This window comes from Enterobacter cloacae complex sp. IR53030 (genome assembly GCF_049238365.1).
Taxonomy (GTDB): domain Bacteria; phylum Pseudomonadota; class Gammaproteobacteria; order Enterobacterales; family Enterobacteriaceae; genus Enterobacter; species Enterobacter kobei.
Genome location: NZ_JBMKHA010000034.1, coordinates 15528 through 31433, shown reverse-complemented (window position 1 = coordinate 31433; position 15906 = coordinate 15528). Strand labels below are relative to the sequence as shown.

General features: G+C 52.5%; 16 protein-coding genes and 3 pseudogenes. 13 read left to right on the top strand and 6 right to left on the bottom strand.

Going from position 1 to position 15906, the window contains the following annotated elements; translation table 11 throughout:
- The first annotated feature begins 144 nt into the window (after positions 1 to 144).
- Entirely contained in the window at positions 145 to 1122 is a 978-nt protein-coding gene (locus ACOTXR_RS23425; protein ID WP_002119794.1) for a sensor domain-containing diguanylate cyclase, read from the top strand.
- 219 nt (positions 1123 to 1341) lie between these two features.
- Here the strand turns inward: ACOTXR_RS23425 and ACOTXR_RS23420 are convergent, their stop codons facing one another.
- The 5 genes from ACOTXR_RS23420 to msrA all read right to left on the bottom strand — a co-directional run bounded on the left by ACOTXR_RS23420 (position 1342) and on the right by msrA (position 3734).
- On the bottom strand, positions 1342 to 1989 hold the full coding sequence (locus ACOTXR_RS23420; RefSeq protein WP_223846397.1) for a peptide-methionine (S)-S-oxide reductase MsrA: 648 nt from the start codon (positions 1987 to 1989) through the stop codon (positions 1342 to 1344).
- 220 nt (positions 1990 to 2209) lie between these two features.
- Complete coding sequence (locus ACOTXR_RS23415) at positions 2210 to 2455, bottom strand: glutaredoxin family protein (protein ID WP_011711656.1); 246 nt, start codon at positions 2453 to 2455, stop codon at positions 2210 to 2212.
- A gap of 54 nt (positions 2456 to 2509) precedes the next feature.
- Positions 2510 to 2950: a peptide-methionine (R)-S-oxide reductase MsrB gene (gene msrB, locus ACOTXR_RS23410; protein WP_005403705.1), complete on the bottom strand. Its 441-nt coding sequence runs from the start codon at positions 2948 to 2950 to the stop codon at positions 2510 to 2512.
- Between the two features lie 31 nt (positions 2951 to 2981).
- Complete coding sequence (locus ACOTXR_RS23405) at positions 2982 to 3242, bottom strand: glutaredoxin (RefSeq protein WP_005403706.1); 261 nt, start codon at positions 3240 to 3242, stop codon at positions 2982 to 2984.
- A gap of 3 nt (positions 3243 to 3245) precedes the next feature.
- Positions 3246 to 3734, bottom strand: a complete 489-nt coding sequence (msrA, locus tag ACOTXR_RS23400; protein ID WP_069785042.1) for a peptide-methionine (S)-S-oxide reductase MsrA — start codon at positions 3732 to 3734, stop codon at positions 3246 to 3248.
- 122 nt (positions 3735 to 3856) lie between these two features.
- On the opposite strand from msrA, the gene ACOTXR_RS23395 reads away from it, so the two are divergent.
- The 4 genes and pseudogenes from ACOTXR_RS23395 to ACOTXR_RS23380 all read left to right on the top strand — a co-directional run.
- Positions 3857 to 4792: an AraC family transcriptional regulator gene (locus ACOTXR_RS23395; RefSeq protein WP_002123001.1), complete on the top strand. Its 936-nt coding sequence runs from the start codon at positions 3857 to 3859 to the stop codon at positions 4790 to 4792.
- Positions 4793 to 4794: 2 nt separating this feature from the next.
- Entirely contained in the window at positions 4795 to 5097 is a 303-nt protein-coding gene (locus tag ACOTXR_RS23390; protein WP_223878984.1) for a hypothetical protein, read from the top strand.
- Between the two features lie 50 nt (positions 5098 to 5147).
- Positions 5148 to 5686 (top strand): annotated as a pseudogene (locus tag ACOTXR_RS23385) (IS1 family transposase).
- A gap of 16 nt (positions 5687 to 5702) precedes the next feature.
- Positions 5703 to 7748, top strand: a pseudogene (locus tag ACOTXR_RS23380) (Tn3 family transposase); the annotation flags it as partial.
- A 40-nt stretch (positions 7749 to 7788) separates the two neighbouring features.
- Here ACOTXR_RS23380 and ACOTXR_RS23375 read toward each other — a convergent pair.
- Positions 7789 to 8898, bottom strand: a pseudogene (locus ACOTXR_RS23375) (IS4-like element ISApu2 family transposase); the annotation flags it as partial.
- A 156-nt stretch (positions 8899 to 9054) separates the two neighbouring features.
- On the opposite strand from ACOTXR_RS23375, the gene ACOTXR_RS23370 reads away from it, so the two are divergent.
- The 8 genes from ACOTXR_RS23370 (at position 9055) to ACOTXR_RS23335 (ending at position 15887) form a co-directional block, all read left to right on the top strand.
- On the top strand, positions 9055 to 9426 hold the full coding sequence (locus ACOTXR_RS23370) for a hypothetical protein (RefSeq protein WP_004099020.1): 372 nt from the start codon (positions 9055 to 9057) through the stop codon (positions 9424 to 9426).
- A 317-nt stretch (positions 9427 to 9743) separates the two neighbouring features.
- Complete coding sequence (locus ACOTXR_RS23365; RefSeq protein WP_011191342.1) at positions 9744 to 11012, top strand: IS4-like element ISApu1 family transposase; 1269 nt, start codon at positions 9744 to 9746, stop codon at positions 11010 to 11012.
- Between the two features lie 609 nt (positions 11013 to 11621).
- Positions 11622 to 12632, top strand: a complete 1011-nt coding sequence (locus ACOTXR_RS23360; RefSeq protein WP_011191343.1) for a zinc-binding alcohol dehydrogenase family protein — start codon at positions 11622 to 11624, stop codon at positions 12630 to 12632.
- A 73-nt stretch (positions 12633 to 12705) separates the two neighbouring features.
- Positions 12706 to 13137, top strand: coding sequence for a GlcG/HbpS family heme-binding protein (locus tag ACOTXR_RS23355; RefSeq protein ID WP_004357630.1), 432 nt, complete (start codon positions 12706 to 12708; stop codon positions 13135 to 13137).
- Between the two features lie 62 nt (positions 13138 to 13199).
- Positions 13200 to 13490, top strand: a complete 291-nt coding sequence (locus ACOTXR_RS23350; protein WP_011191344.1) for a DUF1330 domain-containing protein — start codon at positions 13200 to 13202, stop codon at positions 13488 to 13490.
- 151 nt (positions 13491 to 13641) lie between these two features.
- Positions 13642 to 14112, top strand: a complete 471-nt coding sequence (locus ACOTXR_RS23345) for a TlpA family protein disulfide reductase (protein ID WP_011191345.1) — start codon at positions 13642 to 13644, stop codon at positions 14110 to 14112.
- Between the two features lie 3 nt (positions 14113 to 14115).
- A complete protein-coding gene (locus tag ACOTXR_RS23340) occupies positions 14116 to 14628 on the top strand; it encodes a DM13 domain-containing protein (RefSeq protein ID WP_004357637.1) in 513 nt (170 codons plus the stop codon).
- The gene (locus ACOTXR_RS23335) at positions 14616 to 15887 is read left to right on the top strand and encodes an MFS transporter (RefSeq protein ID WP_094935733.1); all 1272 of its coding nucleotides are present in this window, start codon (positions 14616 to 14618) and stop codon (positions 15885 to 15887) included. Before ACOTXR_RS23340 ends, ACOTXR_RS23335 begins: the two co-directional genes overlap by 13 nt.
- The last annotated feature ends 19 nt before the right edge of the window (positions 15888 to 15906 follow it).

Genomic DNA, 15906 nt, shown 5'->3' with positions numbered 1-15906 from the left:
ACTAATCAGATCGCACAAACTGGACTGAGTTCCCTTCCTCCGGTGATCTACTATTCGGAACAGCTATTTAGAGTTAAATCAACGATTTAATTCATTTTTCTATGCAGGATCTTTGAAAAAAGCAGTAGAAAAACGGAGAAGTACATGACCTTTAGTTTAGCTCAAACAGCTAGTGCAGAAACCACACTAAAAGCACCTGCTGAAGCAGATCAGAACCTGCGGGATATCACTGAACTGGCGTGTTATATCTGTGATGCACCAGTGGCTATGGTGACGCGAACCGATGACACAAAGCTGAATCTAATTGCAAAAGTTGGTATTTCGCGTACCTCTGTATTAATTAAAGAGTCCTTTTGCGTGTATGCAATGGAAACACCTGATGCGGTAATGGTGGTCCCTGACGCTACTTTAGATCACAGATTCAGTACCAATGCTATGGTGATTTCAGGACCTGGCTACCGATTTTATGCTGGCTCGCCGCTGATTGATCCCGAAGGTGCAGTGATTGGTACTATTTGTGTCTATGATCATGTTCCTAAGCAGCTGAACCAGCGGCAGATAAGCTCTTTGCAGGCTCTGTCCAGACAAGTGATCGCCATACTGGAGCTGAAAAAAGTCGGCGAACAATTACATAATACCAGCATGACGGATGCGCTGACAGGGGTGAACAACAGAAGAGCTTTTGACCTCAAGTTTGAAGCTGAATTTGCTCGCTGGCAAAGAACAGGACAATCTTTTGTACTGGCATTGATTGATATTGATCACTTTAAGAGTTTTAACGACAGCTATGGTCATGCCGCAGGAGATGAGGCACTGAGTCAAGTCGCGGCTCTGTTTCAGCGCCATAGCAGGAACTATGACTTTTTCGCCCGTTATGGTGGTGAAGAGTTTGTGCTGATCCTGCCAGGCACAGACACAGCGTCCGCAAATAAAACACTGGAAAAGTTAAGGCTGGTAGTGGCTAACCATGAGTGGTTATTACGACAATTAACGGTCAGCATAGGTTTGGCCAGCGCTGATTTATTTGACGACAAAAAGCAGTTGCTCGAAGTCGCCGATCAGATGTTATACAAAGCTAAAACCCAAGGCCGCAATCAAACCAGTGTGTTCGCCACACTGTAAGAGATCTGTTCATGCTGCGCTGATCTCAAGACCTCATAAAAACTGAGGTCTTGCTTCGGTCGATAAGCTGGTCTGATATTGGCATTATTTATTCCTTTCAAATACATGGGTAATGCGACTTACACAGATTTTTTATGCTCTCTTGGACTCCATGTGAAGGAGATCGTCACATTCTTTACATATAGAAAATAGAGTTCTTTAGCCAGCTGCAATTTCAGATTAACCGATTCGGTAAGCTTTCTGCATTTCCGGAGACAACTTTTTTAGCCAGCTTGAGAGACTGAAGCCTTTTCTATCGGTACTATTTAATTTAGTAAAATACAGATGTTCATCCCAGCGAGGACCGAAATCTACTTCTGCAAGACTTACAAGCTGTTTGTTTCTGCGAAGACGATGCTTTTGATGGTAATCTTCGGCGGGCCAAAAATAACCATTTTGTTCTCCGGCCTCAATCACCTCGGGAGATTTCTCCTTTCCAATCGCTTGAATCAGTTCTTCAGCTACTTGTTTTTGCTCCAGATCAAAAACAAAAAGTATCTGGCGATACTGGCCCTGCTTTCTACCATGAACAGACCATGATTCAAAACTTCCAAGAAGTTCCCTGTAGCTGATTTGGTCTTTATCGTAGATCACTCTGACGACTTCGGCGTGTCCGTTGATGTTGCGGTAACTCGGATCCAGAGTTGATGCTCCAGCGTAGCCAACACGTGTTTGCACTACTCCCTGCGTCCCTCCAAAATTAGAATCCGGTCCCCAAAAGCAACCCATGCCGAAAACCGTTTGACTAAGCTTCCCGATTTTCAATGCTTCTTCGATTGCTTCAGGGGTTGCAAATTCATAGCTTTCAACACCGTCTTCTTTATTCATTTTTAGATCCGACATATTTTTCACCTAACTTTCAAAAATTGAAGCCACTCCCATTCCTCACGCCGTGCAAACGACGATAAGACCACGTTTTCCAACACCAGCTTGATGAAGTATCTTTGCTAAAACTCCGCAGCATGTTTCTTGGTAACACAACTGCGGAAAATTGCTGTAATCATTGATCTTACTGCTTATTAAGTTATTAATAATTCTAAAAAACTCATTATTTCATTGAAGCTTCCAACCACCTGTCAAGGTCCTTGAACTTGGGGTTTCTCAGCTTCTTTGTCCCAACCACTATTGTCGGGAAATTCAGCTTTCCGTTCGAATAGAGGGAGCACAGTTCATCAGCAGCCGCGTCGTCTTCATGAACATCCAAAAAAACAAACTGGCTCCCTTTTTCTTGCAAGTACGAATGGTAAATCTTGGTTTTATGGCAGTCTTTATGACCGAACAGCTTAATCAACACGAACGGCTCCTTTTTTCAAAAGGTTCACTTTCATAAACCCCCTCGATTTAAAAATTATTCTACAAACTTCAATGACTCCGAGTTAATACAGAATCGGACCCCTGATGGCTCAGGACCGTCTGGAAAAGCGTGCCCCAGATGGGCTTCGCACACATTGCATAGCACTTCGATTCTGCGCCCGAAGGTCGTATCCAGTTCATATTGAATTACGTTGTCTGCGACTGGCTCAGAAAAACTCGGCCATCCCGTTCCCGAATCGAACTTTAGGTTCGAGTCAAAGAGTTCGGTGTCGCAGCCCACACAGGCGTACCTTCCAGCTTCATAAAATGAACAGAGTTCTCCGGTGTGCGCGCGTTCGGTGCCTTTCATCCGCATGACCCGAAATTGCGCTGGCGTCAGAATTTCTTTCCACTCTTCCTCGCTCTTTTCTACTTTTTTGGGAGGCGCGGGAGTGCCGTTATCCAGGTAGTTGTAAATGCTTTTCCAATTGAACATATATTTGCTCCTTTATTTTAGGGTTCACTCTTTAGCTATCAATCCACGAGAAGAAGTCTGTAGCACTACCAATGAATTCTCCATCCACAAAAACTTGCGGTACAGTTTGGAGATTTGTTCTTTCCTTCAACTCCAGGTAAGTCTTCGGATCGTCGTCTACGCGAATTTGTTTGAAATCGACCTTTTCAGCAGTTAGGTAATTCTTCACGCGTGCGCAAAATGGACAATGGTCTTTCGTATAAATAACAACATTCTTAAGTGCTTTCATTTTTTCCTCGTTCATTTGGTTCATGATTTAGTCTCTTTCAAAATGGCAAGAGTATCCGCTGGGATTCCTCTGCAAATAGTTTTGGTGATATGCCTCAGCGTCGTAGAATTCTTTTTCCAGGGTGACGGTCGTGACCACTTCATTCTCGAAGCGACCGATCTCATTGACCTCATCAATCACGTTTTCGATAATCGCTTTCTGTGCATCGTCACGATAGAACGCTGCCGAGCGATACGAAGTGCCAACATCATTTCCTTGGCGATTCTTCGTAGTCGGATCATGGATTTTGAAAAAGTAATGTAGAATCTCTTCGAGAGATATTTCGTCTTGGTCGTATTCCACGCGAACCGCTTCGGCGTGCCCCGTTTTCCCTGTTATAATATCGGCGTAGGTAGGATCATCAAAATCTCCGCCAGAGTAGCCCACCTTCGTTGACGTCACACCGTCCAGACTCCTAAGGAGGTCTTCGAGACCCCAAAAACACCCTCCGGCAACGATCACATAATCTAGTTTCATAAAGCCTCCTTAGTTTTCATCCACTTACTGATTAGACTGACTTTACAGCATGTAAAATAGATATAATATGTTCAATAGTTCGTATAACATGACCTATTGGACAGTTTACGTAGGAGCTACATATGGATGTTCTCAGTGAAATTTTAGATAAGGTAGAGCTTACTAGCAGCTACTGGTATAGAACCTCATTTGCGGGAGACTGGGGCATCAGCCTCCCGCAGGAAGAGAATCTAGCGAGATTTCACATCGTGACTCATGGCGAGTTTTGGTATGAGGTGCCAAAACTTAAACTTAAAGCATTGGCGGAGCAGGGCGATATTTTGATCTTTTTCAAAGGGATGGAGCACACCATGGCCAGTGCACCAAAAATCAAGGCCGAGCCTGCGGTCGAATTTAGAGCTAAAGCCAACCTCACCGAAGCTCAAGTTTTGGAATACGGTGATCAGAGCAAGCTCAAAGCCAACGTCGTTTGCGGACATTTTTGTTTTAATGGCGGACCCGATCATCCATTCTTAAATTCGCTGCCAAATGTCGTGCATATCAAGAGTGCTGATAACTCCCACTCGCCTTGGCTTGCCATGCTTTTAAGTATTATAGAGCAGGAAGCAAAATCAGGGCTTCCTGGAAGCAACACGTTAGTCAGAAAGCTGACCGAAATTATCTTCGTGCAAGCGTTAAGAATCCACATGTACAAATCCAATAAAAATGCTGGATTCTTCAAACTGATCGAAAATCCGCAACTCAGCAAAACCTTGGAAGCTATTCATCATAGTCTCGATAAAAAATGGGGTCTTGACGATCTCGCCGGGATTGCGGGGATGTCGCGTACGAACTACAGCGTCAAATTTAAGGAGCTGTCAGGCATGACACCTCTTGATTATTTAACCTATTGTCGGCTTGAAAAAGCAAAGCAGCTGCTTAAAGAATCCGGTAAGTCTGTTCCCGAAGTGAGTGAAGCCATTGGGTATCCGGCACATGAACACTTTCAAAAGTTGTTTAAGAAAAAAATTGGCAAAACTCCTAGCGCGTACAGAAAAGAAAATTCTGAAAAGGTGTAAAAATGAATATCTATAACTCTCCTGTTACCAAAATAGCTTTCTGGGTCATAGTCATTGGTGGTGCGGCTTGCCTGCTTATCCCTTTGTTTGCACCTCTTCTTCCGCTGCAATATTTGAAAGGTTATGGCGAAATAGGAGATGTTCTTGGAGGTATTTCAAGCCCATTTGTACAAATTCTGGGTTCAGTGCTTCTCTTTCTGGTGTTAAAAGCTCAGATTGACGCTAATGGCATCCTCCATCAGCAAATCGAAAAGGAATATACGAAGGAGCAACTGAGGCACGAGTTGAATCAGCTTCACGGGTAATGGTGCCAACTTACTGATTTAGTGTATGATGGTGTTTTTGAGGTGCTCCAGTGGCTTCTGTTTCTATCAGCTGTCCCTCCTGTTCAGCTACTGAAGGCGTGGTGCGTAACGGTAAAAGTACTGCCGGACATCAGCGCTATCTCTGCTCTCACTGCCGTAAAACATGGCAGCTACAGTTCACTTACACCGCTTCTCAACCCGGTACGCATCAGAAAATCATTGATATGGCCATGAATGGCGTCGGATGTCGCGCCAGTGCACGCATTATGGGCGTTGGCCTCAACACGATTTTACGACACTTAAAAAACTCAGGCCGCAGTCGGTAAACTCACGCATACAACTTCTGGGCCTGCTGTCGGCCTTTGAGGTCGTGGTATGGATGACGGATGGCTGGCCGCTGTATGAATCACGCCTGAAGGGAGAACTGCACGTTATCAGCAAGCGATATACGCAGCGCATTGAGCGGCATAACCTGAATCTGAGGCAGCATCTGGCAAGGCTGGGCAGGAAGTCACTGTCGTTCTCAAAATCGGTGGAGCTGCATGACAAAGTCATCGGGCATTATCTGAACATAAAACACTATCAGTAAGTTGGAGTCATTACCCAGGACCCTGAAAGATCTTGATCGTGCCGCGCTATTACTGGCACGGGCATGCACGTTATTACTTGATGAGAACACCGATGAAGCAGCTCTGCGGCAGGCTATTTTTCGCCGCATACCAAAGGACAAACTGGCTGAATCCGTCGGCAAGGTAAATGAGCTGGCGCGCCCGCAAGATACTCAGTTTCAGGATGAAATGGTGGAACAATATGGACGGGTGAAGCGTTTCCTGTCCGCGATGTTGCGTGACTTACACTTTCAGGCCGCCCCGGCCGGGGAGCTCACGTTGTCAGCAATCCATTATCTGGCCGAACTGAGTGGCTCAAAAAAGCGAATTCTCGACGATGCACCAGAGCAAATCATTTCCGGCCCATGGAAACGTCTGGTCTACGACAGAGATGGTAGGATTCTACGAGCGGGTTACTCGCTGTGTCTTCTCGAGCGCCTTCAAGATTCTTTGCGCCGTCGTGATCTCTGGCTGGAGAACAGTGATCGGTGGGGGGACCCGCGTCAAAAATTGCTTCAGGGAGCTGAATGGCAGGCACAACGCATCCCGGTATGTCGGGCGCTGGGTCATCCATCAGACGGAACTAAAGCAGCAGAACAACTGGCTACGCGGCTTGATGACACATGGAAATCAGTGGCTTCACGTTTTGCCTGCAACGCAGCGGTCAGCATAAGCAATGAAGGTAAGCATCCCTCACTGACGATTAGCAGTCTGGATAAACTGGATGAGCCACCGGCACTGATACAATTGAATCGTCGGGTAAGAGAATTGATCCCTCCGGTTGATCTGACGGAGCTGTTGCTTGAAATAGATGCCCGAACCGGTTTTACCCGCGAATTCAGCCACGTCAGTGAATCAGGTGCTCGGGCGCAGGATCTCCAGGTCAGTCTGTGCGCAACACTGCTGGCAGAAGCATGCAATATAGGGCATGAACCCCTGATAAAGCATAATATTCCCGCGCTTACTCGCCATCGTCTGAGCTGGGTTAAACAAAATTATCTCAGGGCAGAAACGCTGGTCACCGCTAATGCACGGCTGGTTGATTTTCAGTCCACGCTGCCGCTCGCGGGGTACTGGGGAGGTGGTGAGGTTGCCTCCGCAGATGGTATGCGTTTTGTCACACCGGTTAAAACGGTTAATTCCGGACCAAATCGTAAATACTTTGGTTCAGGACGCGGTATCACCTGGTACAACTTCGTCTCCGATCAATACTCCGGTTTCCATGGCATTGTAGTTCCCGGGACGCTTCGTGATTCCATCTTTGTACTGGAAGGGCTTCTGGAGCAGCAGACCGGGCTGAATCCGGTAGAAATTATGACGGACACGGCAGGATCCAGCGATATCATTTTTGGCCTGTTCTGGTTACTGGGCTACCAGTTTTCCCCTCGTCTGGCCGATGCAGGCGGGGCGATATTCTGGCGGGCAGATAAAACGGCACATTATGGTGCCCTGAATGAGCTGGCCCGGGGATGTGTTGAACTGTCAAAAATAGAATCCCAATGGGATGAAATGATGCGAATGGCGGGCTCACTGAAGCTTGGGACCATCCATGCATCAGAGCTTATTCGTTCACTGTTGAGAAGTAGCCGACCATCTGGTCTGGCTCAGGCGATTATGGAAGTGGGCCGGGTCAACAAGACGTTGTATCTTCTCAACTATATCGATGATGAGGATTACCGGCGTCGGATCCTCACTCAGCTCAACCGGGGAGAAGGACGCCATGCAGTGGCTCGAGCCATTTGCTACGGACAACGTGGTGAGATTAGAAAACGCTACCGTGAAGGGCAGGAAGATCAACTCGGTGCTCTGGGTCTGGTGACCAATGCGGTTGTGCTGTGGAATACACTTTACATGCAGGAGGCGTTGTCACATCTTCGCAAATCGGGGGAAACACCTGAAGAGGAGCATCTGGCAAGATTATCGCCGCTGATACATGGCCATATAAATATGCTGGGACATTATACGTTTTCGTTACCGGAAGATATTCTGAAGGGCGAGTTAAGACCATTAAATTTGAATACAAACAATGAATTAACCTCTTAGCGTGGTTTTTTACATCATTGGACCTCGAACCCCGCATTAACCAAAGCGCGCTGTTTTTGGCAATCTTCAGCATCGATAACTCCGCGCTGCCAATCAGCGTCAGCGCCAGCCGACGTTTGACCAGCAAGGCCAGCAAACTAGCCCAGATCAAGCCTTCCGCTATCGCTTTTTGTCGTGTCGCGAACGCCTTCAACCGGTTATGTGATTTCAGCTCTTTGAACAACAGTTCGATCTGCCAACGGCAACGATACAATGCCATCACCTTCTCGGCTGGCCATCGCTCACGCGGAAGATTGGTCATCCATATACAGAACCGTTTTTCCTCTGCAAACCAACGTCTTATGAGTCGATATTTATACTTTCCCGAACTCACATCCAGATCCAGAACCTCGGCTCTGCAGCTTCTCCGATCGATATCCTTGAGCTTTTTTCCGAGTAACTTGGGCATTTCCCTGCCGTCCTGTCGGTAAGCTGCCTGTACTTTGGGATTGAGATTTTGACTCCCTCTGACCAGATAGCTTCCTTTGGCTTTGGTCACATCAGCAAAGTACTCGCGGCTGATGTAACCGGCATCCGCCAATAACAGTTTGTTATTTAACGAATTTTCGGCCGGAAGATGCTTGCGCTCCGATTCGGTATCCGCCGTGATACTCATCGATATCGGCGACTGGTCCAGCAAGGACATGGTCATATGACACTCTACCGCAGCGGGGCTGTGCTTATTGAATCGGCCCGGGAAATGTTCTGCCAATTGCGGATGTAACGCGAATGACGACCCGTCCTGCAGCAGTACCTGCTCAAAGCCTGCCAGTCCGTGGGCGTCCGGTAGACACTCCTTGAGGCGTAAGGCGATGGCTCGTTCAACCAGTGCGCGCATGAACAAGGGAAAACCCTGCTTGCGTAACTGGTTGTGAAAGGGTTTATACGCTATTTGGTCAGTATCATGGAGCTGCAACGCATTGAAATGGCGATGCAAACCAGCAATACCATCCACCTTGTCGCAACCAAGCCCTGAGAGCAGAGCCGGGAGTAGTCTCGCAGGCTGGATATCCCGGAGTCGCTGACAAAAACCGGTAAATTTACCGATCCGGTTGAGTTCAGAAGAGCTAAGAAGTTGCTTGAGGTACTGGGTTGCATTTATAATAGTCATGGCTTCGGGCGTGTCGGTTTTTTTTTGCGATTAAATCAGATCACAAACGAAGCCTTTTTTCTATCTATTTCAATTGGTTGTAGCTAAAGATCCTGTACATGACAGGTCACTGCAGCGGCCAAACTGTTGCCACATCTCAGTTCAGGAGGAAACGCAATGACTCAGGAAAGGATCCAGACCCGCTACCCACTCGGCGGCCCCTTCGCCACCCAGGCTGAGCTGGAGCAGGCCATCACCCAGGCCATAACGACCCACAGACAAGATTTCTTCCCTCTGCTGGAACGGCTGGTGGACGTGGGGGACACCCGGGTCAACCTCAGTCAGGAGAACCCGCTGCGGGTGCTCAGCATCGAACTCGCTGACGGCCGTGAAGGAGTGGCCCATATCAACTACGAGTCCAACTTCGCCGAGAGCTGCCTGATTATCAACGAATACGACCAGCACCAGACCAGCCTGGCCTTTCGCCTCGACGGGGATGCACTTATCTTCGACGTCGAACTGCCGATCGCGTGGAATTTCAATAACTGAAGATTCAGCGGTGTAATGCCGCCTGGTTGCTACACCCGGTCAGCCAGCTCCCCTCACCCTAACCCTCTCCCAAAGGGAGAGGGGATCAGCCCGTGCCAACCTCCAGCCGTGGTAGTCACTCCATACTCTGCTGTTATTTCAGGCGCCTGTAATCTTCCCCATATGGCTGTCATCTGAATAGCAATATCCAGCATATAGCCACCATAACCCTCACTCATGTACAGGATCTTTAGCGGCAACCAATTGAAATAGATATAAAAAAGGCTTCGTTTGTGATCTGATTTTATCGCCAAACAAAATCAACACGCGCGAAGCCTATGACTATTATCAACGCTAATTACTATCTGGAGCAACTCTTGGCTCCCGCCGCACTCGAGCGCATTGCTCGGCTCTGCAAGTTTTGTCTGCGTCAGCGTGCCATTACCCCAGCCATGCTCGTACCTGCACTGCTGCGGGCCATGGGAGGCGACCAGGTCAATGACATTGCCGGTTTACACCGCCATTTCAATGCCTTGCAACTGGTAAACACCCATCAGGTTTCTTACAAACCGTTTCACAATCAGCTGCGCAAAGAGAGCTTTGCCCTGTTTATGAAAGCCCTGGTCGAGCGGGCCATCGCCTTGCGTATCGACCATCAACTCAAAGCAGCCTCCCTCGGCGCGTTCAAGCAGGTGTTACTGCACGATGGCACCTCCTTTGCGGTGCATCGGCGCCTTGCTGCTGATTTTCCCGGCCGGTTCAAGACCATCAGTCCGGCAGCTATCGAGTGCCATATGACCATGTCACTGTCGGAGCAGAGCCCGTTGTGCATGAGTGTGTCTGCCGATACCGCAGGGGAACGGCAATTTCTGCCTGAAGCCCACACGCTGACCAACTGCCTGCTGCTGGCTGACGCAGGTTACATTGACAGGGCTTGGTTTGAGCAGGTGAACGACGCTGGCGGATTTTATCTGGTGCGCGGCACGAAAAGCCTGAACCCCAAGATAATCCAAGCCTGGCGCGGTGATGGACGGGAAGTACCCAAGCTGGCGGGACTATCTCTGAGAGAGGCCGGACGGCGACGCTGTCGGGCCGAGGTACTGGATATGGTGGTGAAGTCCGGCCAGGTCGAGTACCGGTTGATCCGGCGCTGGTTTGCTGAGGAAAAGCGGTTCTGTCTGTGGATGACGAACCTACCGCGAGCAGCATGGTCAGCAGAGCAGGTGATGAGCCTGTATCGCTGCCGTTGGCAGGTGGAGTTGTTATTTAAAGAGTGGAAATCGCACAACCGGCTCAAGGGGTTTGTGACGGGCGAGAAAGCGATTGCCGAGGGGTTGGTGTGGACGAGCCTGCTGTCGCTGGTGATGAAGAGACGGGTCGCGCAGAGTGTGATGAGTGGGGCGCTATCGATGCTGAAAGCGTCGAAGAACAGTGCGACGTGGTGGCTACCGCTATTGGAAGCAGTGGCCCATAGGGCGCTGACAGAAATAAGGGAAAGATTGGAATGGGCTGCCGATTATTTGGCCAAGAACGCCTGCCGAACCAAGCAGAGAAAGTCGATACAGAACAGGACCTTGGAAGGCGTTTTAAATGGACTCGCCGCTTAAGGTCCTGTACATGAACCGGCGATTACGTCTGGCGGCAGAGCCGCAGACTGGAAGACGGGAAGTTTCGGCCCTTACGGATGCCCGGAAAACCTTAGCGTACGATTTTTTCCGAATTCTGCGGGCTCCCCTATTAGCGTAGAGAAAAGTGTTGGACCATTTTGAGTCGTGGTTATGCGTGAAGACTATAGCGTCAGTCCAGTATGATTTCCCAATACCCTGTAGCTATAGTTTCGATAGCTTCGAATCGGCATTGCAGGCGTATCCCCGTCAGCGGATTTCGAGCGGACGCCGTCGCTTGCCAACGTTGGTGTGAGACCGGCGGGCGAGATCGCCCCTGCCAACGCGACCGCTGAGAGGTCGACTCCTCAACCGCTTGGGCGCTTATCGCCTCCATCCGGATGCTCACCCGCCGAACAGCAATAAACCGCTATTTTCGATAAACTTCTGAATCCGGCTCCGAGGTATGGAAACTATGTCGTACCGCTATTGGATATGTTGCGCGCATACCTTCATAGTCTGACACGCGAAATCTTTAAATCCTGAGTATATTTCGGAAGAAATTTCGATCTGATCGATAAGACTTCAGGATACAGCAAGCTGGAGACACCGATGAAAGCCGTTGGTTACAAGGTTCCGGGACCCATCGCCGAGGACGCCTCTCTGGTCGACATTGATCTGCCTCGGCCTGTCGCTGAAGGAGGCGATATCCTGGTTGAGGTGAAGGCTGTCTCGGTCAACCCGGTCGACTACAAAATCCGCAGCAGCACGCCGCCCGCTGATGGCGATTGGAAAGTGCTGGGATGGGATGCGGCCGGGATCGTGCAAGAGGTCGGCCCCGACGTGACGCAGTTCGCGGTAGGCGACGAGGTCTATTATGCCGGATCGCTCATAAGGCCTGGCACCAATGCGGAGTTCCATCTCGTCGACGCCCGGATCGTCGGTCGTAAACCCGCGTCGCTCGACTGGGCGGAAGCGGCGGCGCTGCCACTCACGACGTTGACGGCCTGGGAAGCCATGTTCGATCGCCTGGACGTGACGAAGCCCGTTCCCGGGGCGGCGGCGATCCTCATCATCGGTGGTGCGGGTGGGGTCGGGTCGATCGCCATCCAGATCGCTCGACAGCGCACGGATCTCATCGTCATCTCCACCGCCTCTCGGCCGGAAACCCAGGAGTGGGTTAAAGGGCTTGGGGCTCATCATGTCATCGACCACTCTCGGCCGCTCGCGCCACAGATTGCCGAGCTCAACATCGGCGCTCCCGCTTTCGTGTTCTCGACCACGCATACCGAGCAGCATGCATCCGACATCGCCGAACTGATCGCCCCGCAAGGACGGTTCGGATTCATCGACGATCCCAAGGCGCTCGACGTCATGCTGTTCAAGCGCAAGGCAGTGTCGATCCACCACGAGCTGATGTTCACACGGTCGCTCTACGGCACGCCCGACATGGATGAGCAGGGCAAGATCCTCAATTCGCTGGCGGTGCTGGTGGACGACGGCAAAATTCGCACGACGCTAACCGAAAAATTGTCGCCAATTAATGCCGCCAATCTGAAGACGGTGCACGCACTGATCGAAAGTGGCGCGGCAAGAGGCAAGATTGTCCTCGAAGGCTTCTGATGACTGCCACCGCCGAACGTCTTTTCTAACCTCAAGAACGCCGGACGGATTACGCCACGGCGAAGGAAATTTCATGACGAAATCCATTGCCACCGCCTCGATCAACCGCGAAACCGCCGTCGCCCTCATCGACGCGGCGATCGCCGCGGCACGTACAATCGGCATCCCGGCTGCGGTCGCCGTCGTCGACGCCACCGGTAACCTGCGCGCGTTCGAGCGCACTGATGACGCGCCGTTTCTCACCGTCGATGTTGCCATCGACAAGGCTTGGAGTTCCGCCTCGTTTGGGTACCCCACCCATGTCTGGAACGACTATGTTTCGAACGATCCAAAAGTGGCGCCGCTGGCCTATCGCCCCCGGATGGTCGCTGTCGGCGGAGGCTATCCGATCCTGGAAGACGGGAAGTTGATCGGCGGGATCGGCATCTCCGGAGGCAACTATCAGCAGGATCAGGATGCGTGCGTCGAGGCACTCACGAAAATCGGGTTCGAGCTGCCAGCCTGACGACTTTAAGGCCATCGCCAGCGGCGGTGGCCTGCAGATGCGACCTTATGAAAGACTTTAAGATGGAAGCGTTCGTCGTCTTCACCCGCGAAGAAACCACCGATCCGGAAGAACTCGCAACCTATTCTGCAGGCGTCGGCCCATCGTTCGATGGCCACGACGTAACCTTTCTCGCCGCTTATGGCGCGATGGAGCATTTGGAGGGGCCGCCCGTCGAAGGGGCCGTAATTTTGCGGTTCCCGACGATGCAGGCCGCCCGTGATTGGTATCATAGCCCCGCCTACCAAACCATCGCTGCGCACCGTTTTGCCGGTTCCCGCTATCGCGCCTTTGTCATTGAGGGGCGGCGGTGACACACCGACGGAAGAACGGCGGGGCTGGCCACGAGGTATCGGTCGGCGAACTCGCATCCTACAACCTGTAGGGGATCAAGGCGGTGAGGTTCGCGTGCCATCGCCACACGCGACCACTCATCGGACTTCTGCATCGGAATTGGAGGATCAGATGAGCGTCGACGAACGACAAGCCCCCGAGCTGCGGGTGCAGAGATGGATTGGCGCGGATGGAGAAAGCATCGCGCCGCTCAAGCTGTCGGATCTCGGCACCGGCCCGAAAGTCCTCTTCGCCTTCCAGCACTGGTGCCGTGGCTGCCATTTGCATGGATTTCCGACGCTACAAAGGTTGCATGGTGCATTGAGCGCCAAGGGCGTGGGCTTCGCGGTGATCCAGACCGTCTTCGAAGGAGCGGATGAGAACACCTTCGAGAAGCTGCGCGTGAACCAGCTCAAGTATGCGCTTCCTGTCGCGTTCGGTCAGGACGAGCCACCTGCCGGCGCGACGCTTCCCACCTTCATGGAGGACTACCGCACGCGGGGAACGCCCTGGTTCTCCGTGATGGACGCTGGCGGCCGCATCGTATTCTCGGACTTCCATCTCGACGCCGATCAGCTCGTGAAGGGACTGGAGCTGGTGTAACCGATGCGGCGCTGGGTCATCCTGATTGCCACCCATCTCGCGATGCTCGCCATGGGCTTCGCGGGCGGTGTCTACACGCTGCCGATCCTGACCGCCCCCCAGGCCCCGGACGCGGCGGCCTTGCGGACCATCTCAGCCGAGACGCTCTACGCAGGGCGTCTGGCCCGCGATCTCAAAGGCAGCGACCTGCTTCACTGGGGGGAAGGCGAGATCCGGGTCTCGCGCGACCGTATCGCCCATATCGGGCGCCTCGCCCCTGGTCCCGACTACAAGCTCTACCTCGCACCACGTTTCGTCGACACGAAGGAGGCCTTTCTCCTAATCAAGGACAGATCAGTCCGCGTGGGCGATGTGAAGACGTTCAACGGCTTCATCGTCGAGGTGCCTGCCGGCATCGATGTCCGTGACTACAACACGGTCGTCATCTGGTGCGAAGCATTCGACCAGTTCATCAGTGCGGCAGAGTATCAACCCTCAAGTCAGGCCCGAGAACGAGCCCGGCGATGGATACCATGAGGTCGGCGGGCAAGCGCGGCCTCGTTCTCGCGCCGGTGGCGGCGCTGCTGCTGAGCGTCGCCGCTCTGCTGCTGGGCAATGGCCTGCTGAGCACGCTCCTGATCGTGAGAGCCGGCCATAAGGGGTTCTCGACCGGCGCGATCAGCGCGATGATGTCCTTCTATTTCGCGGGTTTCACGATCGGCGCGCTCGTGTTGCCACCGATCATCGTCTCCGTGGGACATGTCAGAACCTTCGCCGGCTTCGCGGCCATTGCCTCGATGACCGCCCTTCTCCATGTGGCGTTCGTGGAGCCGATCGCCTGGATGCCGCTTCGCCTGATTACCGGCTTCGCCTACGCGGGCATGATCCTCGCAACGGAGAGTTGGCTCAACGCCCACGCATTGCCATCCACACGCGGGCAGCTCCTGTCGATATTCGGAGTTGTCTCTATGGGCTCATGGGCAATCGGGCAGGCGTTACTCAACATCGCACCGCCCGCCGACGTGACATTGTTCCTCATCGTGTCGCTGCTGATATCAGCGGCGGTGGTTCCGATCACCTTGCTGCCCAGTCATCCGCCGGCCCAGGTGGAACAGGAATGGGTCGCGTTCAGGGACCTCGTCCTCGTATCACCTCTCGCTGCGGCTGGCGCTTTCCTGGCCGGCCTGGCTATCGGTGGTTTCTGGGGCATGGGCGCGAACTTCGCCCAGAGCATCGGCCTCGATGTGGGCGGTATCTCCGCCTTCATGGCTGCGGTTCTTGGTGGAACGCTCGCCTTCCATTGGCCACTCGGTTGGCTTTCGGATCGAGTGCCCCGGAATCTTGTCATCGCCGGTGCGGCGCTGGCGTCCGCAGCGTCTGCCATCGGCGTAGCGTTGGCGGTGGAAGCGCCTCTGCCGCTGCTCCTTGCGGCAGGTGCGCTGTTCGGCGGCTTTGGCATCCCGATTTATTCGTTGTGTCTCGCCGTCGCAAACGACGATCTTCCGGCCGGTCGGCTACTCGGCACCGCGCGCGGGCTTCTGTTGCTCAACGGGATCGGGACAGCCGCTGGCCCCCTAATAGGAGCAGCTGCAATGAATATCGTCGGCCCTGGCGGCCTGTTCCTTTATGCGGCGGCGTTGCTCACGCTCCTGGCAGTGCTGGCCATCGCCCGCAGGCAGCCGAGGCGCACCAACCAGGCCAAGGCGGCCCCCCGTTCTCCGAGCACGCCGATGATAACCGGATCTCTCGATACGATGATATGCATGGAGAAGCGGGCGCAGGGCGTGCGGGATTAGCGCGGCACGGCGCCTGCAC